Annotated in this window: 25 protein-coding genes; 13 read left to right on the plus strand and 12 right to left on the minus strand. The window is 62.2% G+C overall.

Going from position 1 to position 22374, the window contains the following annotated elements; genetic code table 11:
* Positions 1–139: 139 nt before the first annotated feature.
* From ACYCCG_RS04430 to ACYCCG_RS04445, 4 genes are all read left to right on the plus strand, one after another.
* Positions 140–2893, plus strand: coding sequence for a response regulator (locus ACYCCG_RS04430; RefSeq protein ID WP_176685501.1), 2754 nt, complete (start codon positions 140–142; stop codon positions 2891–2893).
* A 76-nt stretch (positions 2894–2969) separates the two neighbouring features.
* On the plus strand, positions 2970–3959 hold the full coding sequence (locus ACYCCG_RS04435) for a 2-hydroxyacid dehydrogenase (protein ID WP_176685502.1): 990 nt from the start codon (positions 2970–2972) through the stop codon (positions 3957–3959).
* Positions 3960–3990: 31 nt separating this feature from the next.
* Positions 3991–4428 carry a hypothetical protein gene (locus ACYCCG_RS04440; protein ID WP_176685503.1) on the plus strand — a complete coding sequence of 146 codons (438 nt, stop codon included), beginning with the start codon at positions 3991–3993 and terminating at the stop codon, positions 4426–4428.
* Positions 4425–4829 carry an META domain-containing protein gene (locus tag ACYCCG_RS04445; protein WP_021782541.1) on the plus strand — a complete coding sequence of 135 codons (405 nt, stop codon included), beginning with the start codon at positions 4425–4427 and terminating at the stop codon, positions 4827–4829. The genes ACYCCG_RS04440 and ACYCCG_RS04445 overlap by 4 nt, the downstream gene beginning before the upstream one ends.
* A 115-nt stretch (positions 4830–4944) precedes the next feature.
* Here the strand turns inward: ACYCCG_RS04445 and ACYCCG_RS04450 are convergent, their stop codons facing one another.
* Positions 4945–5409 carry a peroxiredoxin family protein gene (locus tag ACYCCG_RS04450; protein WP_010952706.1) on the minus strand — a complete coding sequence of 155 codons (465 nt, stop codon included), beginning with the start codon at positions 5407–5409 and terminating at the stop codon, positions 4945–4947.
* 85 nt (positions 5410–5494) lie between these two features.
* On the opposite strand from ACYCCG_RS04450, the gene arsC reads away from it, so the two are divergent.
* From arsC to ACYCCG_RS04465, 3 genes are read left to right on the plus strand one after another with little or no spacing between them, the layout of a single operon-like run.
* Complete coding sequence (gene arsC / locus ACYCCG_RS04455) at positions 5495–5848, plus strand: arsenate reductase (glutaredoxin) (RefSeq protein WP_339443486.1); 354 nt, start codon at positions 5495–5497, stop codon at positions 5846–5848.
* Positions 5845–6450 (plus strand): NAD(P)H:quinone oxidoreductase, encoded by a 606-nt coding sequence (wrbA, locus tag ACYCCG_RS04460; RefSeq protein ID WP_014592118.1) that lies wholly within the window; start codon positions 5845–5847, stop codon positions 6448–6450. Before arsC ends, wrbA begins: the two co-directional genes overlap by 4 nt.
* Positions 6443–6856, plus strand: a complete 414-nt coding sequence (locus ACYCCG_RS04465) for a DUF2069 domain-containing protein (RefSeq protein ID WP_176682783.1) — start codon at positions 6443–6445, stop codon at positions 6854–6856. The genes wrbA and ACYCCG_RS04465 overlap by 8 nt, the downstream gene beginning before the upstream one ends.
* A gap of 101 nt (positions 6857–6957) precedes the next feature.
* Here ACYCCG_RS04465 and ACYCCG_RS04470 read toward each other — a convergent pair whose 3' ends face one another.
* Together ACYCCG_RS04470 and ttcA are read right to left on the minus strand one after the other, a co-directional pair.
* Positions 6958–7629, minus strand: coding sequence for a DNA-3-methyladenine glycosylase I (locus tag ACYCCG_RS04470; protein WP_209964019.1), 672 nt, complete (start codon positions 7627–7629; stop codon positions 6958–6960).
* A gap of 4 nt (positions 7630–7633) precedes the next feature.
* Positions 7634–8458 (minus strand): tRNA 2-thiocytidine(32) synthetase TtcA, encoded by an 825-nt coding sequence (gene ttcA, locus ACYCCG_RS04475; RefSeq protein WP_014592121.1) that lies wholly within the window; start codon positions 8456–8458, stop codon positions 7634–7636.
* Positions 8459–8721: 263 nt separating this feature from the next.
* On the opposite strand from ttcA, the gene ACYCCG_RS04480 reads away from it, so the two are divergent.
* Positions 8722–9321, plus strand: coding sequence for a Yip1 family protein (locus ACYCCG_RS04480; protein ID WP_103443838.1), 600 nt, complete (start codon positions 8722–8724; stop codon positions 9319–9321).
* Between the two features lie 131 nt (positions 9322–9452).
* On the plus strand, positions 9453–9947 hold the full coding sequence (locus ACYCCG_RS04485; RefSeq protein ID WP_209964017.1) for a SprT family zinc-dependent metalloprotease: 495 nt from the start codon (positions 9453–9455) through the stop codon (positions 9945–9947).
* Positions 9948–10132: 185 nt separating this feature from the next.
* Here the strand turns inward: ACYCCG_RS04485 and fpr are convergent, their stop codons facing one another.
* Positions 10133–10912 (minus strand): ferredoxin-NADP reductase, encoded by a 780-nt coding sequence (gene fpr / locus ACYCCG_RS04490; protein ID WP_003252381.1) that lies wholly within the window; start codon positions 10910–10912, stop codon positions 10133–10135.
* A 117-nt stretch (positions 10913–11029) separates the two neighbouring features.
* Between fpr and finR the strand changes: the two genes are divergently transcribed.
* Complete coding sequence (gene finR / locus ACYCCG_RS04495; protein WP_003252379.1) at positions 11030–11956, plus strand: LysR family transcriptional regulator FinR; 927 nt, start codon at positions 11030–11032, stop codon at positions 11954–11956.
* Here finR and ACYCCG_RS04500 read toward each other — a convergent pair.
* From ACYCCG_RS04500 to ACYCCG_RS04510, 3 genes are all read right to left on the minus strand, one after another.
* Positions 11953–12318 carry a diacylglycerol kinase gene (locus ACYCCG_RS04500; protein ID WP_176682780.1) on the minus strand — a complete coding sequence of 122 codons (366 nt, stop codon included), beginning with the start codon at positions 12316–12318 and terminating at the stop codon, positions 11953–11955. The two genes, finR and ACYCCG_RS04500, sit on opposite strands and share 4 nt — an antisense overlap.
* A gap of 73 nt (positions 12319–12391) precedes the next feature.
* A complete protein-coding gene (gene erdR / locus ACYCCG_RS04505) occupies positions 12392–13042 on the minus strand; it encodes a response regulator transcription factor ErdR (RefSeq protein ID WP_010952699.1) in 651 nt (216 codons plus the stop codon).
* A gap of 178 nt (positions 13043–13220) precedes the next feature.
* The gene (locus ACYCCG_RS04510; protein ID WP_459669547.1) at positions 13221–13931 is read right to left on the minus strand and encodes a tRNA-uridine aminocarboxypropyltransferase; all 711 of its coding nucleotides are present in this window, start codon (positions 13929–13931) and stop codon (positions 13221–13223) included.
* 216 nt (positions 13932–14147) lie between these two features.
* Between ACYCCG_RS04510 and ACYCCG_RS04515 the strand changes: the two genes are divergently transcribed.
* Positions 14148–14567, plus strand: a complete 420-nt coding sequence (locus ACYCCG_RS04515) for a quorum-sensing-regulated virulence factor family protein (protein ID WP_021785869.1) — start codon at positions 14148–14150, stop codon at positions 14565–14567.
* A 14-nt stretch (positions 14568–14581) separates the two neighbouring features.
* On the opposite strand, the gene ACYCCG_RS04520 is transcribed toward ACYCCG_RS04515, so the two are convergent.
* Positions 14582–14791, minus strand: coding sequence for a hypothetical protein (locus tag ACYCCG_RS04520; RefSeq protein ID WP_209964013.1), 210 nt, complete (start codon positions 14789–14791; stop codon positions 14582–14584).
* A 160-nt stretch (positions 14792–14951) separates the two neighbouring features.
* Here ACYCCG_RS04520 and ACYCCG_RS04525 point away from each other — a divergent pair, with 160 nt between their 5' ends.
* On the plus strand, positions 14952–16070 hold the full coding sequence (locus ACYCCG_RS04525) for an LOG family protein (RefSeq protein WP_176682777.1): 1119 nt from the start codon (positions 14952–14954) through the stop codon (positions 16068–16070).
* Positions 16071–16309: 239 nt separating this feature from the next.
* Here the strand turns inward: ACYCCG_RS04525 and recX are convergent, their stop codons facing one another.
* From recX to ACYCCG_RS04545, 4 genes are all read right to left on the minus strand, one after another.
* Positions 16310–16780, minus strand: a complete 471-nt coding sequence (recX, locus tag ACYCCG_RS04530) for a recombination regulator RecX (RefSeq protein WP_392514976.1) — start codon at positions 16778–16780, stop codon at positions 16310–16312.
* Positions 16781–16801: 21 nt separating this feature from the next.
* The gene (gene recA, locus ACYCCG_RS04535; RefSeq protein WP_176682775.1) at positions 16802–17869 is read right to left on the minus strand and encodes a recombinase RecA; all 1068 of its coding nucleotides are present in this window, start codon (positions 17867–17869) and stop codon (positions 16802–16804) included.
* Positions 17870–17972: 103 nt separating this feature from the next.
* On the minus strand, positions 17973–18455 hold the full coding sequence (locus ACYCCG_RS04540; RefSeq protein ID WP_209964005.1) for a CinA family protein: 483 nt from the start codon (positions 18453–18455) through the stop codon (positions 17973–17975).
* Between the two features lie 34 nt (positions 18456–18489).
* Complete coding sequence (locus ACYCCG_RS04545) at positions 18490–19578, minus strand: hypothetical protein (RefSeq protein ID WP_209964002.1); 1089 nt, start codon at positions 19576–19578, stop codon at positions 18490–18492.
* A gap of 184 nt (positions 19579–19762) precedes the next feature.
* On the opposite strand from ACYCCG_RS04545, the gene mutS reads away from it, so the two are divergent.
* The gene (gene mutS, locus ACYCCG_RS04550; protein WP_176682773.1) at positions 19763–22336 is read left to right on the plus strand and encodes a DNA mismatch repair protein MutS; all 2574 of its coding nucleotides are present in this window, start codon (positions 19763–19765) and stop codon (positions 22334–22336) included.
* The last annotated feature ends 38 nt before the right edge of the window (positions 22337–22374 follow it).

A 22374-nucleotide genomic window follows, 5' to 3' on the forward strand; every position in this document is an offset into this window, starting at 1 on the left:
AGGCAACCGCGTTGCGACCAATACCCCGGCAACAGCGCATGACACATACTAAAGAGATGCAATGGTGCCGCAGGCGGAGTAACTTCGCGGCTTGGCCGTTACCACTTGACGGCATCCAGGCACATCAGAGGAGGCGATTGTGCTCGATCGTTTGGGAATCCGCAGTCGGGTCTTGCTGCTGGCACTGCTGCCGGCCGGCTTGATGGCCCTGGTGCTGGGTAGCTATTTCACCTGGCTGCAACAGAACGACCTGCGCACCCAGCTGTTGCAGCGCGGCAAAATGATCGCCGAACAACTGGCGCCACTGGCCGCACCCGCCATGGCCCGGCTCGCGCCTGCGCAACTGGAGAGAATTGCCGCACAAACCCTGGAGCAGGCCGATGTGCGCGCAGTTGCGTTCCTGGCCCCAGACCGCACGCGCCTGGCACACGCAGGCCCGAGCATGCTCAACCTGCCGCCCAGCGGCGGTACCGGCACCCAACTCCTGCAGCGCAGTGGCAACGACGCCACCCGCTACCTGATGCCAGTGTTCGGCCACCACCGTGACCTGGCCACCGACGCCGTGCCCGCCGAAGCCGATCGCCTGCTGGGCTGGGTAGAGATCGAGTTGTCGCACGACGGCACACTGCTGCGCGGCTACCGCAACCTGTTCACCAGCCTGTTGCTGATCCTCGCTTGCCTGGCACTCAGTGGCCTGCTGGCGCTGCGCATGAGCCGCACCATCAACGACCCTATCGAGCGCATCAAGCACGCGGTCAACCAGCTCAAGGACGGGCACCTCGAGGAACGCCTGCCGACCCTGGGCAGCCATGAGCTGGACGAACTGGCCCACGGCATCAACCGCATGGCCGAAACCCTGCAAAACGCCCACGAAGAACTGCAGCACAGCATCGACCAGGCCACCGAAGACGTGCGCCAGAACCTGGAAACCATCGAAATCCAGAACATCGAGCTGGACATGGCGCGCAAAGAGGCACTTGAGGCCAGCCGCATCAAGTCGGAGTTCCTGGCCAACATGAGCCACGAAATCCGCACCCCGCTCAACGGCATCCTCGGTTTTACCCACCTGCTGCAAAAAAGCGAGATGACACCCCGCCAGCTCGACTACCTGAACACCATCGAGAAGTCTGCTGACAACTTGCTGGGAATCATCAACGAGATCCTCGATTTCTCCAAGATCGAAGCCGGCAAGCTGGTGCTCGACAGCATACCGTTCAACCTGCGTGACCTGATCCAGGACACCCTGACCATCCTCGCTCCGGCCGCCCACGCCAAGCAGCTGGAATTGCTGAGCCTGATCTACCGTGACACACCTGCTTCGCTGGTTGGCGACCCGTTGCGGCTCAAGCAGATCCTCACCAACCTGGTCAGCAATGCCATCAAGTTCACCCGCGAAGGCACCATCGTCGTGCGCGCCATGCTGGAAGACGAGCACGAAGACTGCGCGCAGTTGCGCATCAGCGTGCAGGACACCGGCATCGGCCTGTCACCACAGGATGTGCGCACACTGTTCCAGGCCTTCAGCCAGGCTGACAACTCACTGGCCCGCCAGCCCGGCGGCACCGGTCTAGGGCTGGTGATTTCCAAGCGCCTGATCGAACAGATGGGCGGCGAGATCGGCGTCGACAGTACCCCGGGCGAAGGTTCGCAGTTCTGGATCAGCCTCAACCTGCCCAAGGCGCATGACGATGCTGAAGAACTGCCACCGCAGCCATTGCTGGGCCGCCGTGCCGCCATTGTCGATGGCCACGAACTGGCACGCCAGGCGTTGGAGCACCAGTTGCAAGACTGCGGCCTCAGCGTGAGCCTTTTCGGCTCCTATGACCAGTTGCTGCAGGGGGTGCAGGCCGCCAGCCAGGCCGGCCTGCCGTTCGAGTTCGCGGTGCTCGGGGCCAACCTAGGCAACCTGTCGCCCGAGCAACTGGGCCATTATCACCAGCAGCTCGAGCGTTACCACTGCCAGTGCGTGGTGCTGTGCCCGACCACCGAGCAGGCGCTTTACCACCCATACCTGCCTAACGGCCATGGCCAATTGCTGTCCAAGCCGACCTGCACCCGCAAGCTGCGGCGTCTCTTGCTGGAACTGGTGCAACCACGTCGACCGCTGGCCGATGCAAATAACCCCAATGGCCAGCGCCGACCGAAAATACTCTGCGTCGACGACAATGCCGCCAACCTGCTGCTGGTGAAAACCCTGCTCGAAGACTTGGGTGCCGAGGTACTGGCCGTCAACAATGGCCATGCGGCGGTACAGGCCGTGCAGGGCGAGCTGTTCGACCTGGTGCTGATGGATGTGCAGATGCCCGGCATGGACGGCCGCGCCTGTACTGAACAGATCCGCCTGTGGGAGAACACCCAAAGCGGCAATCCGCTGCCGATCGTCGCCCTCACGGCCCATGCCATGGCCAACGAAAAACGTGCGTTATTGCACAGCGGCATGGACGACTACCTGACCAAACCGATCAGCGAACGGCAACTGGCCCAGGTGGTGATGAAGTGGACCGGCCTGAGCCTGGGCACACCGCAGCAGGCGCAGGCCGAGTTGCTGACCAACGGCGACGAACTGAAGGTACTCGACCCCGAAGAGGGCCTGCGCCTGGCCGCTGGCAAGGCAGATCTGGCGGCTGACATGCTGAGCATGCTGCTGGCGTCGCTGGATACGGACCGTGAAGCCATACGCGCCGCCCGCGCAGCCGATGACCGCAATGGCCTGATCGAGCAAGTACACCGTCTGAACGGTGCCTCACGCTATTGCGGCGTGCCGCAATTAAGGGCAGCGTGCCAACGCAGCGAAACCTTGCTGAAGCAGGACAATCCGCAGGCGCAGCAGGCCCTGGATGAACTGGACAGCGCGATCAGCCGGCTGGCGGCACAGGCCAGATTGAGCGCTTGAGTGGATCTGGGCCTCGCTGGGTATGCCTTGACAGGCAGCGCCCCACCCAAAACATGCATTGCAAAGGAGTTCCACCATGCGCGCCCTGTTGTTCAGCAGCCAGCACTACGACCAGGAAAGCTTCACCGAGGCTGCCCGCGGCACCACCCTGGAGCTGCATTTCCAGCCCGCCCGCCTGACCCTCGACACCGCCGCCCTGGCAGATGGCTTTGAGGTGGTCTGCGCCTTCATCAATGATGAACTCGGCGAACCGGTGCTGCAGCGCCTGGCCGCAGCTGGCACGCGGTTGATCGCGCTGCGCTCGGCCGGCTACAACCACGTCGACCTGGCCGCCGCCCAGCGCTTGGGCCTGGCCGTGGTGCGTGTGCCGGCCTACTCGCCACACGCCGTTGCCGAGCATGCCGTGGCGCTCATCCTGGCACTCAACCGGCGTCTGCATCGGGCCTACAACCGCACTCGCGAAGGCGACTTCACCTTGCACGGGCTGACCGGTTTCGATCTGCACGGCAAAACCGTCGGGGTGGTCGGTACCGGCCAGATCGGTGCCGCCTTTGCCCGCATCATGGCCGGTTTCGGCTGCAAGCTGCTGGCGTACGACCCCTACCCCAACCCAGAGCTGCTGGCCCTTGGCGCCCGCTACATGCCCCTGCCCGAGCTATTGCGCGAAGCCCGCATCATCAGCCTGCACTGCCCACTGACCGAGCACACTCGCCACCTGATCAATGCGCAAAGCCTGGCCCAGTTGCAGCCCGGCGCCATGCTGATCAACACCGGTCGCGGTGCGCTGGTCGACACCCCTGCGCTGATCGACGCACTGAAGAGCGGCCAGCTTGGCTACCTGGGCCTGGACGTCTACGAAGAAGAAGCCCAACTGTTCTTCGAGGACCGCTCCGACCTGCCCTTGCAAGACGATGTGCTAGCTCGGCTGCTGACCTTCCCCAACGTGATCATCACCGCCCACCAGGCTTTCCTCACCCGCGAGGCGCTGGATGCCATTGCCGCGACCACACTGGACAACATCAACCGCTGGGCGGCAGGCAATCCACAGAATCTGGTAATGGGTTAGTGCTAGGATACGCGGCATTTCTGGAGGACCCATGGTCGAACACGATTTTCGCTACACCCTTTTCAACCCGCAACACACCCTGATCGAGTGCCGTGCGTTGGTGCCAGGCCGCTATCAGGTCACCGGCAACGGCGGCTCGATGCATAAAGGCGACAGCCTGCTGGTCACGCTCAAGGGCAGCAAGGATTTGTCCATGCGCCTGACCGTGGAAAGCGTGCGCCACCTGATCAACCCACGCGGCCAGTGGGTTGCCGTGGCGAGCGGCCCGGTGTTCAACGAGCTGGAAATCCTCACCTGGCAGGTCGAATGCGATCGCTGCGATGCGGTGCTGGGCTTCGAGTTCGCGGTAGACGCCAAGCTCGGCAAGGCAGCTCGTCAACCGGCTGCCAGTGCCCGTATCGCAGAGCTGGGCTGGGCCAGCCGTGGCGAAAAACACCTGTGCCCACGTTGCCAGGAGAGCGCCGAGTGAAGAATCTGCTGACCGGCGTGCTGATTGCAACCGGCCTGCTCGGCTGCGCCACAGAACCTTCCAAGCTGCAGCAGGAGCGCAGCTACGTGCTGGAGTGGATTGGCGAACGACCACTGATCGACTACAGCCACCTGACCCTGACACTGGCCAGCGACGGCCGTGCCTATGGCAACGGCGGCTGCAACCACTGGTTTGCGCCTTACACGCTCGATGGCGAGCACCTCAGCTTCGGCAAGGTCGGCAAGACCCGCAAGCTGTGCGCACCCGCGCTGATGGAACAGGAAAAGCGCTTCCTGCAGGCGCTGGAAACGGTAGAGCGTTGGGATGTGTCACCGGTGGAGCAGATACGCTTCTGGCCGGCCGAAGGCAAGCCGCTGCGCTTCTGGCCCGAGGAAGGCTGAGGATCGCCGGGGCCGCTTTGCGGCCCTTCGCGGGCGCGCCCGCTCCCACAGTTTATCGCGTCCCCCTGTAGGAGCGGGCGTGCCCGCGAAGGGCTGCAGAACGGCCCCGAATGCATCAGGCGCCTTTCAGGGCCTTGATCTTGGCCTGCAACCCTTCCAGGGTCTGCTCGCCCATCAACTGCTCACGCACCTTGCCCTTGTCGTCGATGATGTAGGTCACCGGCAAGGCCTCGCTACGCGGCAGGTCATAGCGCTCGGCCGGGTCCTGGGCCAGCACGGTGAAACCGATGCCCAGGGTTTCGGCAGCCTGCTTCAGGTCCTGCCCCTGCAGGCCATCGAAGTTCACCCCCACCACCTTGACGCCATCAGCCGCCCACTGCTTGGCCGCTGCGTTCAGTTCCGGGATTTCGGTACGGCACGGCCCGCACCACTCAGCCCAGTAGTTGAGCACCAGCCAGTGCCCTTCGATCTGTTCGGCCTTAACCGTATTACCGTGTTGGTCCACGCCATAATCGGCACCGCAACCACCGAGCAACAGGCTCGCGGTGATGGCCAGTACTGCTGCCAAACGCCTTGCCATGGGTCAATCCTTCTCGAGTTTTAAAGCAAATTGGTCAGTCGCTGCGGTTAGAATAGCCGCCACACCCAGCTGGATGCGACCCGACATGACTGACCTCACGCTCTATCATAACCCGCGCTGCTCGAAATCCCGCGGCGCCCTTGAACTGCTCGAAGCCCGCGGCCTGGCCCCGACCATCGTGCGCTACCTGGAAACCCCGCCCGACGCTGCCACCCTCAAGGCCTTGCTCGGCAAGCTGGGCATCGCCCCGCGCCAATTGCTGCGCAGCGGCGAGGACGAATATAAAACACTGAACCTGGCCGACCCGGCACTGACCGACGCGCAACTGATCGAGGCCATGGCCCAGCACCCCAAACTGATCGAGCGGCCGATCCTGGTTGTCGGTGACAAGGCCGTGGTCGGTCGTCCGCCAGAAAAAGTGCTGGAGATCCTGCCGTGAGCGCGCCCTACATCCTGGTGCTGTATTACAGCCGCCATGGAGCGACCAGCGAAATGGCCCGGCACATCGCCCGCGGTATCGAGCTGGCCGGCATGGAGGCGCGCCTGCGCACGGTGCCCGCGATTTCCACCGAATGCGAAGCGGTGGCCCCGGATATTCCAGCCAGTGGCGCGCTGTACGCCACCCTTGATGACCTGCGCCACTGCGCAGGCCTGGTACTGGGCAGCCCGACCCGGTTCGGCAACATGGCTGCGCCACTCAAGTACTTCCTGGATGGCACCAGCAGCCTTTGGCTAGGCGGTGAGCTGGTCGGCAAACCGGCTGGCGTGTTCACCTCCACCGCCAGCCTGCACGGCGGCCAGGAAACGACTTTGCTGTCGATGATGCTGCCACTGATGCACCACGGCATGTTGGTGATGGGCCTGCCCTACAGCGAGTCGGCACTGCTCGAGACCCGCGGCGGCGGCACGCCTTATGGCGCCAGCCACCACGCAGGTGCCGATGGCAAGCGCGAACTCGACCCCCACGAAATCACCCTGTGCCGCGCCCTGGGCCAACGCCTGGCGACCACGGCCAAGGCCTTGGAGGCGGCGCGTGGCTAGAAAGCCCAAGGTATTGCCACCGCTGCAATGGCTGGTACCACGCCTGCGCCTGACGCGGGCATTCAGCCTGGCATGCTTCTTCGGCCTGATCGCCCTGCTGGTGGTGAACAACCTGTGGTTCGCCAACCTGCACGGGGCCCGGGTCGAGGTGATCCTGGCGATCGAATTGGTGCCGTTGCTGTTGCTGCTGCCAGGCATGCTCAAAGGCAGCGCCCGGGCGCATGCCTGGACCTGCTTCGTGGTGAATATCTATTTCATCAAGGGCGTGCTGGCGGCGTTCGACCCGGCCCGGGCGGTATTCGGCTGGCTTGAAGTGCTGGTGAGCCTGGGGCTGTTCATTGCCGGGCTACTGTACGTGCGCTGGAAGTTCCAGCATGAGCGGCGCATGGCAGGCGAAGGCAGTTAGATTTTTTGCGGGCCCCCGCCCCCACAGAATTCGCACCGCCCTTAAAGCCTGTGCAGCCCCTGTGGGAGCGGGCGTGCCCGCGAATGGGAGCAACACAAGACTCAATGATTGACGGTATGCGCCAGCATCACTGACAACTGGCACAGCGGCCGCCCGCTCTCTGCATGCCACTGGTTGAACGCCTGCTGCACCAAAGCCAGGTCACGCTGGCTGGTCGGCTGCTTGTCGATAACCTTCTGCGCAATCAATGCCGCCGCCATGTCATCGGTCGGGATGAACGTGTCCTTGCCGACCATGCGCAAGAAGCGTGGCGCCGACAACCCGCCCAATTGGTTGCCGTGCTTGGCCAGGTACTTCCACAAGCCGACAATGTCGGTCACTGGCCAGTCGGCGATGAATGCAGCAAAACTGCCATGCGCCTTGGCGATATCCAGCACCATTTGCGCATTGCGCGGCACGCTCTTGAGCTTGCCCAGGTGGCGAATGATGCGCTCATCCTGCATCAACCGCTCCAGGTGCTCGGCGCCCATCAGCACCACTTTCTCCGGGTCGAAGCCGAAGAATACCTGCTCGAACGCCGGCCACTTGGCATCCACCAGGCTGTGCTTTAGCCCCGCGCGAAACACCCGCAGGGCCAGTGTCGACAGGTAGCGGTCATCAGTGATGTCGCGCAGTTGCGCTGGCGTGCGCGGCTGCGGCAGGAAAGCCTCCAGCGCCTGGGCCGAGCCAAAGCGGTTCAGGCAGTACTCATGCAACCACTGGTAATCGCGCATGGGCTCAGATGTTCAGCACGTCGAGGAAACGCGGAGTAGCGTTTTCGTCGATCTTAAGGCTGGTGAAGTCAAACAGGTTCCGGTCGGCCAGCTGCGACGGTGCCACGTTCTGCAGGGCACGGAAGATGCTCTCGGTACGGCCCGGGTGCTTGCGTTCCCACTCCACCAGCATGTCCTTGACCACCTGGCGCTGCAGGTTTTCCTGCGAGCCGCACAGGTTGCACGGGATGATCGGGAATTCCTTCATGTCCGAGTAGGCCTGGATGTCCTTCTCGCTGCAGTAGGCCAGCGGGCGGATCACCACGTTGCGGCCGTCGTCGGCGCGCAGCTTCGGCGGCATGCCCTTGAGCGCGCCGTTGAAGAACATGTTGAGGAAGAAGGTTTCGACGATGTCGTCGCGGTGATGCCCCAGCGCCATCTTGGTAGCGCCAATTTCGTCGGCAAAGGTGTACAGGGTACCGCGGCGCAGTCGAGAACACAGCGAGCAAGTGGTCTTGCCTTCGGGTACCAGCTCCTTTACCACCGAGTAGGTATCCTTCTCGACGATGTGGTACTCGACACCCAGTTCCTTGAGGTAGGCCGGCAATACGTGCTCAGGGAAGCCCGGCTGTTTCTGGTCCATGTTCACCGCCACGATCTCGAACGTGATCGGTGCCACCTTCTGCAGGTGCAACAGAACGTCGAGCATGGTGTAGCTGTCCTTGCCGCCGGACAGGCAGACCATGACCTTGTCGCCATCCTCGATCATGTTGTAGTCGGTGATGGCTTCGCCAGCGAGACGACGCAGGCGTTTTTGCAGTTTGTTCTGGTTGACCGAGAGGGTGCCCATAGCGCTTGGATCCGCGAGGTGTGACAAAAGCCGGCTATTTTACGCACAAACGCAGCATCGCTGTAGGCATTCCGATAAAGACTTCAATGTAATCAACAGCACCGCTTACAGCGCAATTTGCTCTAAAAAGCGCGGTTTATGTGGGTAACGGCTTCCTATACTGCCACATAAGGCCACATTACCGCTTGCATCGGTGTTAGGGCCTCGGGCCGCTTGCGCTCCATATTGGGGGGCGTTTGGCAACATTGAGAGGAGTGATCGGCATGATTCATCACGTTGTGGGGCTGTTTACCCATCCCGATCAGGAATGGCGGGAGATTCGTGGCGAAGAAGAAACCATCAGCCACATGTACCTGACGCACACCCTGATCCTCGCGGCGATTCCGGCCGTTTCGGCGTTTATCGGCACTACCCAGGTGGGCTGGGTGATCGGTGACCGACCGGCAGTGATGCTGACCATGGAAAGCGCTGTCTGGATGAGCATCATGTCATACCTGGCCATGCTCGCCGGGGTGGCGGTAATGGGCGCGTTCATCCACTGGATGGCCCGCACCTACGATGCCAACCCGTCCATGGCGCAATGCATCGCTTTTGCCACCTACACCGCCACCCCCTTGTTCATCGGCGGCCTGGCGGCGCTTTACCCGCACCTGTGGCTGGGCATGCTGATCGGCACAGCCGCCATCTGCTACACGGTATACCTGCTGTATGTCGGCTTGCCGACGTTCATGAACATACCATCGGATGAAGGCTTCCTGTTCTCCAGCTCGGTGCTGGCAGTAGGCTTGGTGGTACTGGTGGCAATCATGGCGGCTACCGTCATTATCTGGGGACTGGGCGTGGGGCCCGTCTACACCAACTAGAACAGACTGAACCAACACTGGGGCATCAACCAGGGGCCGCCGCAAGGCGGCTTCTGGCTGTGCGCTGACCGGTGACTCGGCAAGCCACCTGCGCTTGCGGCATAATGCCTGGTCAGGAGAACCGCCCCGCCATGCCCGAGCAGCTCAAACAACGCGTCGAAACCTGTTACCAGCAAGCCGAAGCCTTTTTCAAACGCCGCTTCCCGCGCCCGGAGGTCAGCTTCAAACTGCGCGGGCAAAAAGCCGGCGTCGCCCACCTGCACGAAAATCTGCTGCGCTTCAACCTGCAGCTCTACCGCGAAAACCAGGAAGACTTCCTGCGCCAGACCGTGGCCCATGAAGTGGCGCACCTGGTTGCCCACCAACTGTTTGGCGACCGTATCCAGGCCCACGGTGAAGAGTGGCAATTGATCATGCGCGGGGTGTATGAGCTGCCGCCCAATCGTTGCCACAACTATGACGTGCAACGGCGTGCAGTGACCCGCTACATCTACCGCTGCCCGTGCCCGAAAAGCGACTTCCCGTTTACCGCGCAGCGGCACAGGCTGGTGCACCAGGGGCGACGATACCTGTGCAAGCGGTGCCGGGAAGTCCTGGTGTACAGCGGCGAGACGCGGGTCGAATAGACCGGGTTTGCCAGCACCGGCCCCTTCGCGGGCAAGCCCGCTCCTACAGCGTTCGTACAATTCCCGAGACGTGCGCTGCACCTGTAGGAGCGGGTTTACCCGCGAAAGGGCCGGAACAGGCAATGCACAAATCCCAGGCATAAGAAAGGCGACCCGAGAGTCGCCTTCCTGAACCAATCTGCGCCTTACTTCTCGACGAAAGCTCGCTCGATCAGGTAGTCACCCGGTTCGCGCATGCGCGGGGAGATCTTCAGGCCGAAGCTGTCCAGCACTTCACTGGTCTCGTCGAGCATGCTCGGGCTGCCACAGATCATCGCGCGGTCGTCTTGCGGGTTGATCGGCGGCAGGCCGATGTCACTGAACAGCTTGCCGCTGCGCATCAGGTCGGTCAGACGGCCCTGATTTTCGAACGGCTCACGGGTCACGGTCGGGTAGTAGATCAGCTTGTCGCGAACCGACTCACCGAAGAACTCGTTCTGCGGCAGGTGCTCGGTGATGAACTCGCGGTAGGCGACTTCGTTCACGTAGCGCACGCCATGGACCAGGATCACTTTTTCAAAGCGCTCGTAGGTTTCCGGATCCTGGATGACGCTCATGAACGGCGCCAAGCCAGTACCGGTGCTCAGCAGGTACAGGTGCTTGCCAGGGTTCAGGTCGTCGAGTACCAGGGTACCGGTAGGCTTCTTGCTGATGATGATCTCATCGCCTTCCTTCAGGTGTTGCAGCTGCGAGGTCAGCGGGCCGTCCGGTACCTTGATGCTGAAGAATTCAAGGTGCTCTTCCCAGTTCGGCGAAGCGATGGAGTAGGCACGCATGAGCGGACGGCCGTTGTCCTGCTGCAGGCCGATCATCACGAACTGACCGTTCTCGAAGCGCAGGCCCGGGTCGCGGGTGCACTTGAAGCTGAACAGGGTGTCGTTCCAGTGGTGCACACTGAGGACACGTTCGTGGTTCATGTTGCTCATCGATGGGGCTCCTGAAGAAAAACGCGCGCGCAAAGCGCACAGTTGCGCAATAGTTTAGGGGCAGCGACAATATCTGTTAACTGGATTATCAAGATATGTGTTATCGGTTATATCGATATGCGATTCACACTCCGTCAAATGCAAGTCTTCGTTGCTGTCGCCCAGCACCAAAGCGTCTCTCGGGCCGCCAGCCTGTTGGCGCTGTCGCAGTCGGCTGCCAGCACCTCTATCACCGAGCTGGAGCGCCAATCGAGCTGCCAGCTGTTCGACCGTGCCGGCAAACGCCTGGCCCTCAATGCCCTGGGCCATCAACTGCTGCCACAAGCAGTAGCCCTGCTTGACCAGGCCAAGGAAATCGAAGACTTGCTCAACGGCAAATCCGGTTTCGGCTCGCTGGCGGTCGGCGCCACACTGACCATCGGCAACTACCTGGCCACCCTGCTGATCGGCAACTACATGCAGACACACCCGGAAAGCCAGGTAAAACTGCATGTTCAAAATACTGCGCATATCGTGCAACAGGTCGCGCACTACGAAATTGATCTGGGTCTAATCGAAGGCGACTGCAATCACCCCGACCTGGAGGTTCAGCCGTGGGTCGAGGACGAACTGGTGGTGTTCTGTGCGCCACAGCACCCACTGGCGAAACTGGGCCGCGCCGATATCGAAAGCCTTTCGCAAGAGGCATGGATCCTGCGCGAACAAGGCTCAGGCACGCGCCTGACCTTCGACCAGGCCATGCGCCATCACCGCGCCAACCTGAATATTCGCCTGGAGCTGGAGCACACCGAAGCGATCAAGCGGGCGGTGGAGTCGGGCCTGGGCATCGGTTGCATTTCACGTCTGGCCCTGCGTGACGCCTTCCGCCGTGGCAGCCTGGTACCTGTGGAAACCCCGGAACTGGACCTGCTGCGCCAGTTCTACTTCATCTGGCACAAACAAAAGTACCAGACCTCGGCCATGCGTGAGTTTCTCGAGCTATGCCGCAACTTCACTGCGGGCTTTACCCGCAGCGATGAAATCGTGCTGCCGCCGATCGCTTAAAGCAGGATCACCCCCCACACCAACGCCACCATGGTCAGTGCCACCAGCTGTGCGGCGCTGCCCATGTCCTTGGCGTTTTTCGACAGAGGGTGGCGCTCCAGCGAAATGCGATCGATGGCCGCCTCCACCGCCGAGTTGAACAGCTCGACGATCAGCCCCAGCAGGCAAACCACAATCATGATTGCCCGTTCGGCGCGGCTGACCGGCAACCACAAGGCGATCGGGATCAGCAGCACATTGAGCAGCACCAACTGGCGGAATGCGGCCTCGCCCTTGAAGGCGGCTCGCAGGCCGTCCAGCGAGTAGCCAGCGGCGTTCAAGATGCGTTTGAGGCCGGTCTGGCCCTTGAATGGCGAGGTCATGTAAGTCACTTCACAGCAGAAAGGCCAGCAGACTAGACCGGCTCGGGTCAAAAAAGCGTGAAGCCACGCGCACTCAGTTGCTGGCAACCGATTCCAGTTGTTGCAGCAGCAACGCAGCCTGGGTCCGGGTACGCACACCCAGCTTGCGGAAGATCGCGGTAACGTGGGCCTTGATGGTCGCTTCCGACACGCTCAGCTCATAGGCGATCTGCTTGTTCAGCAAGCCTTCACAAACCATGGTCAGTACGCGGAACTGCTGCGGCGTGAGGCTGGCCAAGCCTTCGCTGGCGGCCTTGGCCTCGGCCGAAACATCGACCTTTTCGAACGCCTGCGGCGGCCACCAGACCTCACCGTCAAGCACCTTGCGCACCGCATCCTGGATCACTTCCAGGGTGCTGGACTTGGGAATGAAACCACTGGCGCCGAACTCGCGGGACTTGACCACCACGGCGGCCTCTTCCTGTGCCGAAACCATCACCACGGGGATCTGCGGGTACTGCCCGCGTAGCAGCACCAGACCGGAAAAACCGTAGGCACCCGGCATGTTCAAGTCCAGCAGCACCAGGTCCCAGTCGGCTTTTTCGCTCAGGCGGGTTTCCAGTTCGGCAATGCTCGCAACTTCGACCAGACGCACATCGGAGCCAAGCCCGAGGGTAACGGCCTGGCGCAGGGCGCCACGGAACAGTGGGTGGTCATCGGCAATCAGGATTTCGTATGTGGCCATCGATCTAAGGATCCTGTTCTGTGCCAGGCACTCGAGAGGAAGGGAAGCGCCCGGCGGGAAACGGCGCCAAGGATGCCGAGCACGTTCAAGGGTGATCAAGCCAATCGCCCTGCCGTCTCGCCCACCCTGGCTGCCAGCTCAGTCATTATGAACCAAAGCAGGGGTTGTGCCCCTTGGACTATAGGAAGGTATGCAAACGCTGGTGGGTGTCGTCCTGCTCGTCAAGTGGCAGCCGCCGCTTGCCGCTCAGGTAATGCAGGCTGAACACATCCAGATAGGCGTCCAGCGCCTGCGAGGCCTGGCTGTCGCCAGCAAGGTCCAGGCACATGGCCGCAACTTCTGCCGTACAGAAATGATCATCGCGCTTGGAGCGCCGCAGGCAGTAGCGCGACATCTGCTCGGCTTGCAGGCTCAACACCGGGAAGCGGTCCAGGTACGGGCTTTTGCGGAACATCTTGCGCGCTTCGGTCCAGGTGGCATCCAGCAGGATGAACAGTGGACGCTTGCCCGGCTCGCGCACCACCTCGCTGACCACCCGCTCCTGGGCAACGAACTCGCCCGGAAAAACGATATAGGGCTGCCAGCTCGGGTCATCGAGCAAGGCCAGCAGGCGCTCGTCAACCGCGGTGCGCAACCAGCCGAAGGCCCAGGTGTCTTCAATCAGGTCGGCAATCAACCAGCCGGTGTTGGTGGGTTTCAGCGGCTCGGTGTCGTGCATCAGCAGGCACACACCCGCGTCAGCCTGCACCCTAGGCTTCCAGGCACACAGGCAATGGGTAGCAATGACCCGGCAATCCGGGCAACGCTCGGCACGCGAGCCACGGGCGATGAAAGGCTTGTTGCTGCGGGCCAGGCGTTCGGCGCGCAGACGCGCTACCGCATGGCTCATGCCGGCAGGCCTCTGGACAGATTGGAAATGGGCACAAGGATGACTCGGAGAAAACAAGGCTGCCAGTCTACCAGAACAGGTGGCAATTGCTGTGCAGCCGGCAAAGCGCTCCTTATAATCGGTTTTTTACCGTGCCGGACCTCGCCGCGCGCAATTTCACGGAACGCCGTCGGCCCGCGCATGTCAAAGCGCCAGTCATCGAACCAGGAGAGATTCATGCTGCGCCTTATTGCCCCCGCCCTGAGCCTGCTGCTCGCCCTGCCTCTGGCAGCCCAGGCGGCATCCAAGCAGGATTACGACCTGAACACCCTGCTGCAGAAGGTCGCCAAAGAGAGCAGCGTCGGCACCCCGCGCGCAATTAACGAGGACATCCTCGATCAGGGGTACACCGTTGAAGGCAAGGCGCTGGTCAACCATCTGAGCGTACGCCAGAGCCACGCAGAGCGCATGCAGGCCAACCCTGAGCAAGTGCGTAGCCAGCTCGGCGACAGCGTGTGCCGCAACAACGGCTTCCGCAACCTGATGTCCAAGGGCGCGGTCATGGTCTACCGCTTCACGGTCTACAAAACCAACCAGCCAGTCATGGACCAAGCCTTCGACAACGCCAGCTGCCTGGCCGGCAACAAGAAGAAATAAGCATAGCGTCAAGGCTACGCTTTCTCGTCCTCATGAGCGCGCCAGCGACCTTCAGCGGCATCGGCGCGCATCTCCGCCAACAGCGCCTGCAAGTATCGCGACCGGCACTCCAGCCCCGACAGCCTGCGGCGGCACTCGGCTTCAAGGCTCAGGTGATGCACCTGGGCGGCGCTCTCCAGCTGCTGGTAGAGCTGCCGGTCCACTTCGATGACCAAGCGACGCATACCGCCACCTCCTGCATCGACACATTTCGCTCTACCAGTTAACCAAACCCGTGCTGCCGATGGCCGCAGGCCGACAGGCGGCTGTGCCGAACACCTCGGCACGATCGGGCGCAAGGGTCTAGATTGAGGTCAGAGGTATTGGTGCAGAAGGAGACGTCGCATGCCTTACCATTCGAATGAACTGCTGTTCAGCCACTTCCGCGACAACAATATCGACCTGAGCAATATCGAAGCACAACTGCAACTGGTTGCCCCCAACAGCCCCAACCTGCCGCTCTACCGCGACATGATGCTGACCATCCTGCGCATGGCCCATGACGACAGCGACCGCTGGAGCGCCAAGATCACCCTGCAGGCCCTGCGCGAACTGGACCAGTCGTTCCGCACCCTGCAGCGCTACAAGGACCGACGCAAAGTGACCGTGTTCGGCTCGGCACGCACCCCGCAGGAACATCCGATGTACGCCCTGGCCCGCGAGCTGGGCGCCACTCTGGCGCGCTCCGACCTGATGGTCATCACCGGTGCCGGCGGCGGCATCATGGCGGCTGCCCACGAAGGGGCCGGCAGCGAGCACAGTCTGGGCTTCAACATCACCTTACCCTTCGAACAACATGCCAACCCGACGGTGAACGGTACCGACAAACTACTGCCGTTCCACTTTTTCTTCATCCGCAAATTGTTCTTCGTCAAGGAGGCCGATGGCCTGGTGTTGTGCCCTGGCGGCTTCGGCACCCTGGATGAAGCGCTGGAGGTACTGACCTTGATCCAGACCGGCAAGAGCCCACTGGTGCCGGTTGTGCTACTGGATTCGCCGGGCGGAAGCTTCTGGCACGACTGCCTGGACTTCATCAGCCGCCAGCTCGAAGAAAACCGCTACATCCTGCCCAGCGACCTGAAACTGGTGCGCCTGGTGCACAGTGCCGACGAGGCCGTTGAGGAGATCAACCAGTTCTACAGCAACTACCATTCCAGCCGCTGGTTGAAGAGCCAGTTCGTGATTCGCATGCATCACCCGCTCAGCGAAGCGGCGCTGTATGACATTCAGGAAGGTTTTGCCGATTTGCGCCTGAGTGGCAAATATCACCAGCAAGCGGATAGCAGCGCCGAGCACGAAGTTGGCAATTACAGCCACCTGACCCGCCTGTCATTCGCCTTCAACGGCCGGGATCAGGGCCGCTTGCGTGAGTTGGTGGATTTCATCAACCTGCCGGAGAACTGGGCCAAGCCGGAGCCGATGCATACCACGCAGAGGGCCAGGCAGGCGCTGAAAGTGAGTTGATGCTTTTCTGTAACAGCTCGCGTGATACCTGCTGGGGCAACACCTGGTCGATGGTTGGGCATAGACCGTTGTAGGAGCGGGTTCACCCGCGAAAGGGCCGGGCCTGCCAGCCAATCTCCCCGGCCATTCACCGTCGCAGCCGCCACCGTATTCGCGGGTGAACCCGCTCCTACAATGGAATGGAGGCAGCCTGGGGAATTTGGCAAAACAGATTATCCGCTACGGGCACATACCGAGCGTCAATAATCGTCGAGATCACGCCCGTTGAGCAGACGGCCGATAATGTCCATGGGGAACCCACGGTAAGCCAGGAACCGGGTCTGCTGAGCACGGCTGCGCGGATCTTGCGGGCGCTGCCCAGCAAACTTGCGCTGCCACACGTCTCGCATACGCTCGCCCCAATTCACCTCGCTTTCACGCAGGGCCTGGTCGATGTCTGCACGCGCCAAACCACGCTGACACAGCTCTTCGCGAATACGCGCAGGGCCATAGCCAGAGCCGGAACGATAACGGATGAAACTCTCAAGGTAGCGGGCTTCACTAAGCAGCCCTTCTTCGGCGAGCCGATCGAGTTCAGGCTCGATCAACTCGTCAGAAGCGCCGCGCTGACGCAACTTGCGCGTCAGCTCGACTCGACCGTGCTCACGTCGTGCGAGCAGGTCCATGGCTGTCCGCCGGATGGCGACGGGGGTATCGAGTACGGCGGACATATTCGGCTATCTACTGCGCAATCAATAACCGGCGTCAGCGCCGGCCATGTCATCGGCATCAGCTTCGGCAGCAGCAGCTTTGCCGGCTTCAGCAACAGCGCCCGCTTTCAGCAACTTGTCACGAATCTGCTTCTCGATCTCGGCACCAATAGCCGGGTTCTCAGCCAGGTATTTGGCAGCGTTGGCTTTGCCTTGACCGATCTTGTTGCCCTGATAGGCGTACCAGGCACCGGACTTCTCGACCAGACCTTGAGATACCCCCAGGTCAATGATCTCGCCGTTACGGTAGATACCTTTTCCGTAAAGAATCTGGAACTCAGCCTGACGGAACGGAGGCGAGACCTTGTTCTTGACGATCTTGACGCGGGTTTCGCTGCCGACCACCTCGTCGCCTTCCTTGACCGCGCCGGTACGGCGGATGTCCAGACGGACCGAAGCATAGAACTTCAGGGCGTTACCACCGGTCGTGGTTTCCGGGCTGCCGAACATCACACCGATCTTCATACGGATCTGGTTGATGAAGATGACCAGGCAGTTGGCATTCTTGATGTTACCGGTGATCTTGCGCAGCGCCTGGGACATCAGGCGGGCCTGCAGGCCCACATGCATGTCACCCATCTCGCCTTCGATCTCGGCCTTCGGCACCAACGCGGCCACGGAGTCGACAATGATCACGTCGACCGCGTTGGAGCGCACCAGCATGTCGGTGATTTCAAGGGCCTGTTCACCGGTGTCCGGCTGCGAAACCAACAGGTCATCGACGTTGACGCCCAGCTTGCCGGCGTACTCAGGGTCAAGGGCATGCTCGGCGTCGACGAAGGCACAGGTGGCACCGTTCTTCTGCGCTTCAGCGATGACAGACAGCGTCAGCGTGGTCTTACCCGACGATTCCGGGCCGTAGATCTCGACGATACGGCCTTTTGGCAGACCGCCGATACCCAGGGCGATATCCAGGCCCAGCGAGCCCGTGGAAATGGCAGGAATGCCTTGACGCTCATGGTCACCCATGCGCATGACCGCGCCTTTACCGAATTGGCGTTCGATCTGACCCAGGGCCGCAGCCAAGGCGCGCTTCTTGTTGTCGTCCATTGAAATCCTCACGTGTTCGACTTGGCCCTGACGGCCGGAATACCTGTATAAGTAGCCAGTATTATTCCACAGGCAGACGCCCGCGCAAACCCCTGTCGTCGATTTACTCGGCACCAAGCTGTAACAAGCCGTCTAACGCGGCGATCACCGTCTGTCGGCGCACCGCCTCGCGGTCACCGTCGAACTGCCGGCGTTCGCTGAACACCCGGTCGCCGTCACCCCAGGCCAGCCACACGGTGCCCACCGGTTTGGCTGGCGAGCCGCCGTCCGGCCCGGCCACACCACTCACCGCCACGGCGAAGCGTGCGCCACTGGTGGCCTGAGCTCCGCGGACCATGGCTTCGACCACTTCCTGGCTGACTGCCCCCACCTGACCGAACAACGCTTCAGGTACCCCCAGCTGGCGGGTTTTCTGGGCATTGGAATAGGTGACGTAACCGGCTTCGAACCAGGCCGAGCTGCCAGGTATGCGGGTGATGGCTTCGGCAATGCCACCACCGGTGCATGATTCGGCGGTCGTCACCTGCGCATTGAATCGGCGCAGGTGTTCACCCAGACGGGTGGCGAGCGTGGTGATCGGGTCCATGTAGGGTGCTCCTTGAGGGCGGCTCTCTACCCTATCACCCTGCTTCGGACTCTGGCTCAGGAACTTTCAGGCTGGCCCGGGCGATTTCGCTGAACGCCAGTTCGTCACGCTGCCCCAACCGCGGCAGCCCCTCAGGCCACTCCCGGCTACAGTCGAAGCCGCCCAGCTTGCGCATGTCCTCAATTGCCGAACGCCACCAGACCACCTTGCACGCGCGCTGGTAATCATCACCACTCATCACACTGCCATAGAGCAACTTGCGGCCGATGCCACGCAGTTCCCGGGGCACATGCTTGAGGCTCCATTTCACCGAGAGCCTAGTCAACCACGAGGGCTCCGGGCGATGCGCCGGCACCTTCAGGGCCAGACCTGGCATCTTCGGATGAAAATGCTCGCCATGCCGGGCAAAGAAGATTTCTAGAATGGCATGCACGTACTGCTTCATCGCAAAGTAATGGCTGATCACGCCGCGCGCCTCGTTGATCTGCGCGCCATCCAGTTCGAAGGAAAAGGCGATCTGCTCGATCGTATGCAGGTCACGGGCATACGGCGTCCAGGTGTCGATCCGGCAGATGGCGCGCTCGGCGGTGCCTACGTTGTCGCGGGTAAAGCCCATGACACCGCTGTTACACAGCCGCAAGTCATCGGCCGGTGCTTCGCCCGACTCCGCAAGTCCTTCGGTGAAACTGCGGTAATAACTGCTGCGGGAGGCCTCGGCCCAGCTCATTTCCACCTCGTCGACCAAGAACTGCCCGGCATCGACCTGGCTGAACAGCTTTTGCGGCGACTGCAGAAATACCGTATCGGTATCGATGAACACGGTCTTGTCCGCCCACTGACCGGCCAGGGCAATGGCACAGGCCTTGCGCCGGTGGGTGTAGCCGCCGTAGCCGGCCCAGGCCTGCAGGGTCTGCTCGTCCAGTGCGATCACTTCCACCGGCCAGCCGGCAAAAGCCTGTGGCTGGTCGGTAAGCACACGGATCACCGGCAGCTCAGCCGACCTGCAACGGGCCAGGGCGGTAAGGATGCTGAGTTTTGCCTCCAACTGGTAGATCCGGCGCTCGCCATAAAGGAGGTAGATCAGCTGTTGCGATACATAAGGGACAGGGCTGGACACATTCATCGTGCAGGTCACGGCTAGGGGCATTCATCGAGGGGCGCGCATTCTAGAGGGTTACGCGGTGCAGCTCCACCATTGCCCGCCAGACTGCGCGCATGCCCCAAAGCACGCGCCTGCATCGCAACGAAAAAGCCTGTACCATTACGGGTTTACCATCGCCAACCAGATCCCCCCTGTAAGGCCCTGAATGTCAGATCTTTCCGCACACACCCCGATGATGCAGCAGTACTGGAAGCTGAAGAACCAGCACCCGGACCAGCTGATGTTCTACCGCATGGGCGACTTCTACGAAATCTTCTACGAAGATGCGAAAAAGGCCGCGAAACTGCTGGATATCACCCTGACCGCCCGCGGTCAGTCGGCCGGCCAGTCCATCCCCATGTGCGGGATTCCGTTCCATTCGCTGGAAGGTTACCTGGCCAAGCTGGTCAAGCTCGGCGAGTCGGTGGTGATCTGTGAGCAGATCGGCGACCCGGCCACCAGCAAGGGCCCGGTGGAACGCCAGGTGGTGCGCATCATCACCCCGGGCACGGTCAGTGACGAGGCACTGCTCGACGAGCGCCGCGACAACCTGATTGCCGCACTGCTCGGTGACGAGCGCCTGTTCGGCCTGGCGGTACTGGACATCACCAGCGGCAATTTCAGCGTGCAGGAGATCAAGGGCTGGGAAAACCTGCTGGCCGAACTCGAGCGCCTGAACCCGGTCGAGCTGTTGATCCCCGACGACTGGCCACGGGACCTGCCTGCGGAGAAACGCCCAGGCGCCCGCCGCCGCGCACCGTGGGACTTCGACCGCGACTCGGCACGCAAGGCCCTGTGCCAGCAGTTCGCGACCAAGGACCTCAAGGGCTTCGGCTGCGACAAGCTGACCCTGGCCATCGGTGCCGCCGGCTGCCTGCTGACCTACGCCAAGGAAACCCAGCGCACCGCCCTGCCGCACTTGCGCAGCCTGCGCCACGAGCGCCTGGATGATACGGTCATCCTCGATGGTGCCAGCCGGCGCAACCTGGAGCTGGACATCAACCTGGCCGGTGGGCGCGACAACACCCTGCAATCGGTAATCGACCGCTGCCAGACCGCCATGGCCAGCCGCCTGCTGAGCCGCTGGCTGAACCGCCCACTGCGCGACCTCAAGGTGCTGCAAGCACGCCAGGACTCGATCCGCTGCCTGCTCGACAGCTACCGCTTCGAAAAGCTGCAGCCGCAGTTGAAGGAAATTGGCGATATCGAGCGGATCCTCGCCCGTATTGGCCTGCGCAATGCTCGCCCGCGCGACCTGGCACGCCTGCGCGATGCGCTGGGCGCGTTGCCAGAGTTGCAGAACGCCATGACCGAGCTCGAAGCGCCGCACCTGGCGCGCCTGGCGGCGATTACCGGTACCTATCCGGAGCTGGCCAGCCTGCTGGAGCGGGCGATCATCGACAACCCGCCGGCGGTGATCCGCGACGGCGGTGTACTGAAGGCCGGCTATGACAACGAACTGGACGAGCTGCTGGCAATCAGCGAGAACGCCGGCCAGTTCCTGATCGACCTGGAAGCCCGGGAAAAGGCCCGTACCGGCCTTGCCAACCTCAAGGTCGGCTACAACCGTGTACACGGCTACTTCATCGAACTGCCGACCAAGCAGGCCGAGCAGGCCCCGGGCGACTACATCCGCCGCCAGACACTCAAAGGCGCCGAGCGCTTCATCACCCCGGAGCTGAAGGCGTTCGAGGACAAGGCATTGTCGGCCAAAAGCCGCGCCCTGGCCCGCGAAAAGATGCTCTACGACGCCCTGCTGGAAACCTTGATCAGCCACCTGGCACCCCTGCAGGACAGCGCAGCCGCGCTGGCCGAACTGGATGTGCTCAGCAACCTGGCCGAGCGGGCGCTGAACCTCGACCTTAACTGCCCGCGCTTTGTCGACGAACCGTGCCTACGCATCGAGCAAGGCCGCCACCCGGTGGTGGAGCAGGTACTGACCACACCGTTCGTGGCCAACGACCTGGGCCTGGACAACAGCACGCGCATGCTGATCATCACCGGCCCGAACATGGGCGGTAAGTCCACCTACATGCGCCAGACCGCCCTGATCGTGCTGCTGGCGCACATCGGCAGCTTCGTCCCTGCGGCGAGTTGCGAGCTGTCGCTGGTCGACCGCATCTTCACGCGCATCGGCTCCAGTGACGACCTGGCAGGCGGGCGCTCGACCTTCATGGTCGAGATGAGCGAAACCGCCAACATCCTGCACAACGCCACCGACCGCAGCCTGGTGCTGATGGACGAAGTGGGCCGCGGCACCAGTACCTTTGACGGCCTGTCGCTGGCCTGGGCCGCCGCCGAGCGCCTGGCCCAACTGCGTGCCTACACACTGTTCGCCACGCACTACTTCGAACTGACCGTGCTGCCGGAGAGCGAGCCGCTGGTGGCCAACGTGCACCTGAACGCCACCGAGCACAACGAACGCATCGTGTTCCTGCACCATGTGTTGCCCGGCCCTGCCAGCCAGAGCTACGGCCTGGCCGTGGCGCAACTGGCCGGCGTCCCCACGGCGGTCATCCAGCGTGCCCGCGAACACCTGGGGCGCCTGGAAACCACCAGCCTGCCGCACGAGCAGCCCCCGGCCGCAAAAGCCAAGGATGCGCCGCAGGTACCGCACCAGAGCGACCTGTTCGCCAGCCTGCCACATCCAGCCATCGAGAAGCTGGGCAAGCTGCAACTGGACGACATGACCCCGCGTCAAGCTATCGAAATGCTATATCAACTAAAGAACCTGTTATAACGGCGCCCATTACAAGCTGGTAGAATCCGCCGCGGTTT

It is taken from the genome of Pseudomonas sp. VEM90 (assembly GCF_054611535.1).

Excerpts from the sequence above, each read along its gene's own strand:
- arsC (WP_339443486.1), top strand. The coding sequence starts at position 5,495 with ATGACTGACCTCACGCTCTATCATAACCCGCGCTGCTCGAAATCCCGC.
- recX (WP_392514976.1), bottom strand. The coding sequence starts at position 16,780 with ATGTCCGCCGTACTCGATACCCCCGTCGCCATCCGGCGGACAGCCATG.
- ACYCCG_RS04480 (WP_103443838.1), top strand. The coding sequence starts at position 8,722 with ATGATTCATCACGTTGTGGGGCTGTTTACCCATCCCGATCAGGAATGG.
- ACYCCG_RS04440 (WP_176685503.1), top strand. The coding sequence starts at position 3,991 with ATGGTCGAACACGATTTTCGCTACACCCTTTTCAACCCGCAACACACC.
- recA (WP_176682775.1), bottom strand. The coding sequence starts at position 17,869 with ATGGACGACAACAAGAAGCGCGCCTTGGCTGCGGCCCTGGGTCAGATC.
- ACYCCG_RS04520 (WP_209964013.1), bottom strand. The coding sequence starts at position 14,791 with ATGCGTCGCTTGGTCATCGAAGTGGACCGGCAGCTCTACCAGCAGCTG.
- ACYCCG_RS04510 (WP_459669547.1), bottom strand. The coding sequence starts at position 13,931 with ATGAGCCATGCGGTAGCGCGTCTGCGCGCCGAACGCCTGGCCCGCAGC.
- erdR (WP_010952699.1), bottom strand. The coding sequence starts at position 13,042 with ATGGCCACATACGAAATCCTGATTGCCGATGACCACCCACTGTTCCGT.
- ACYCCG_RS04525 (WP_176682777.1), top strand. The coding sequence starts at position 14,952 with ATGCCTTACCATTCGAATGAACTGCTGTTCAGCCACTTCCGCGACAAC.
- ACYCCG_RS04450 (WP_010952706.1), bottom strand. The coding sequence starts at position 5,409 with ATGGCAAGGCGTTTGGCAGCAGTACTGGCCATCACCGCGAGCCTGTTG.
- mutS (WP_176682773.1), top strand. The coding sequence starts at position 19,763 with ATGTCAGATCTTTCCGCACACACCCCGATGATGCAGCAGTACTGGAAG.
- finR (WP_003252379.1), top strand. The coding sequence starts at position 11,030 with ATGCGATTCACACTCCGTCAAATGCAAGTCTTCGTTGCTGTCGCCCAG.
- ACYCCG_RS04485 (WP_209964017.1), top strand. The coding sequence starts at position 9,453 with ATGCCCGAGCAGCTCAAACAACGCGTCGAAACCTGTTACCAGCAAGCC.
- ACYCCG_RS04540 (WP_209964005.1), bottom strand. The coding sequence starts at position 18,455 with ATGGACCCGATCACCACGCTCGCCACCCGTCTGGGTGAACACCTGCGC.
- ACYCCG_RS04515 (WP_021785869.1), top strand. The coding sequence starts at position 14,148 with ATGCTGCGCCTTATTGCCCCCGCCCTGAGCCTGCTGCTCGCCCTGCCT.
- fpr (WP_003252381.1), bottom strand. The coding sequence starts at position 10,912 with ATGAGCAACATGAACCACGAACGTGTCCTCAGTGTGCACCACTGGAAC.
- ACYCCG_RS04500 (WP_176682780.1), bottom strand. The coding sequence starts at position 12,318 with ATGACCTCGCCATTCAAGGGCCAGACCGGCCTCAAACGCATCTTGAAC.
- ACYCCG_RS04470 (WP_209964019.1), bottom strand. The coding sequence starts at position 7,629 with ATGCGCGATTACCAGTGGTTGCATGAGTACTGCCTGAACCGCTTTGGC.
- ACYCCG_RS04545 (WP_209964002.1), bottom strand. The coding sequence starts at position 19,578 with ATGAATGTGTCCAGCCCTGTCCCTTATGTATCGCAACAGCTGATCTAC.
- ttcA (WP_014592121.1), bottom strand. The coding sequence starts at position 8,458 with ATGGGCACCCTCTCGGTCAACCAGAACAAACTGCAAAAACGCCTGCGT.
- ACYCCG_RS04435 (WP_176685502.1), top strand. The coding sequence starts at position 2,970 with ATGCGCGCCCTGTTGTTCAGCAGCCAGCACTACGACCAGGAAAGCTTC.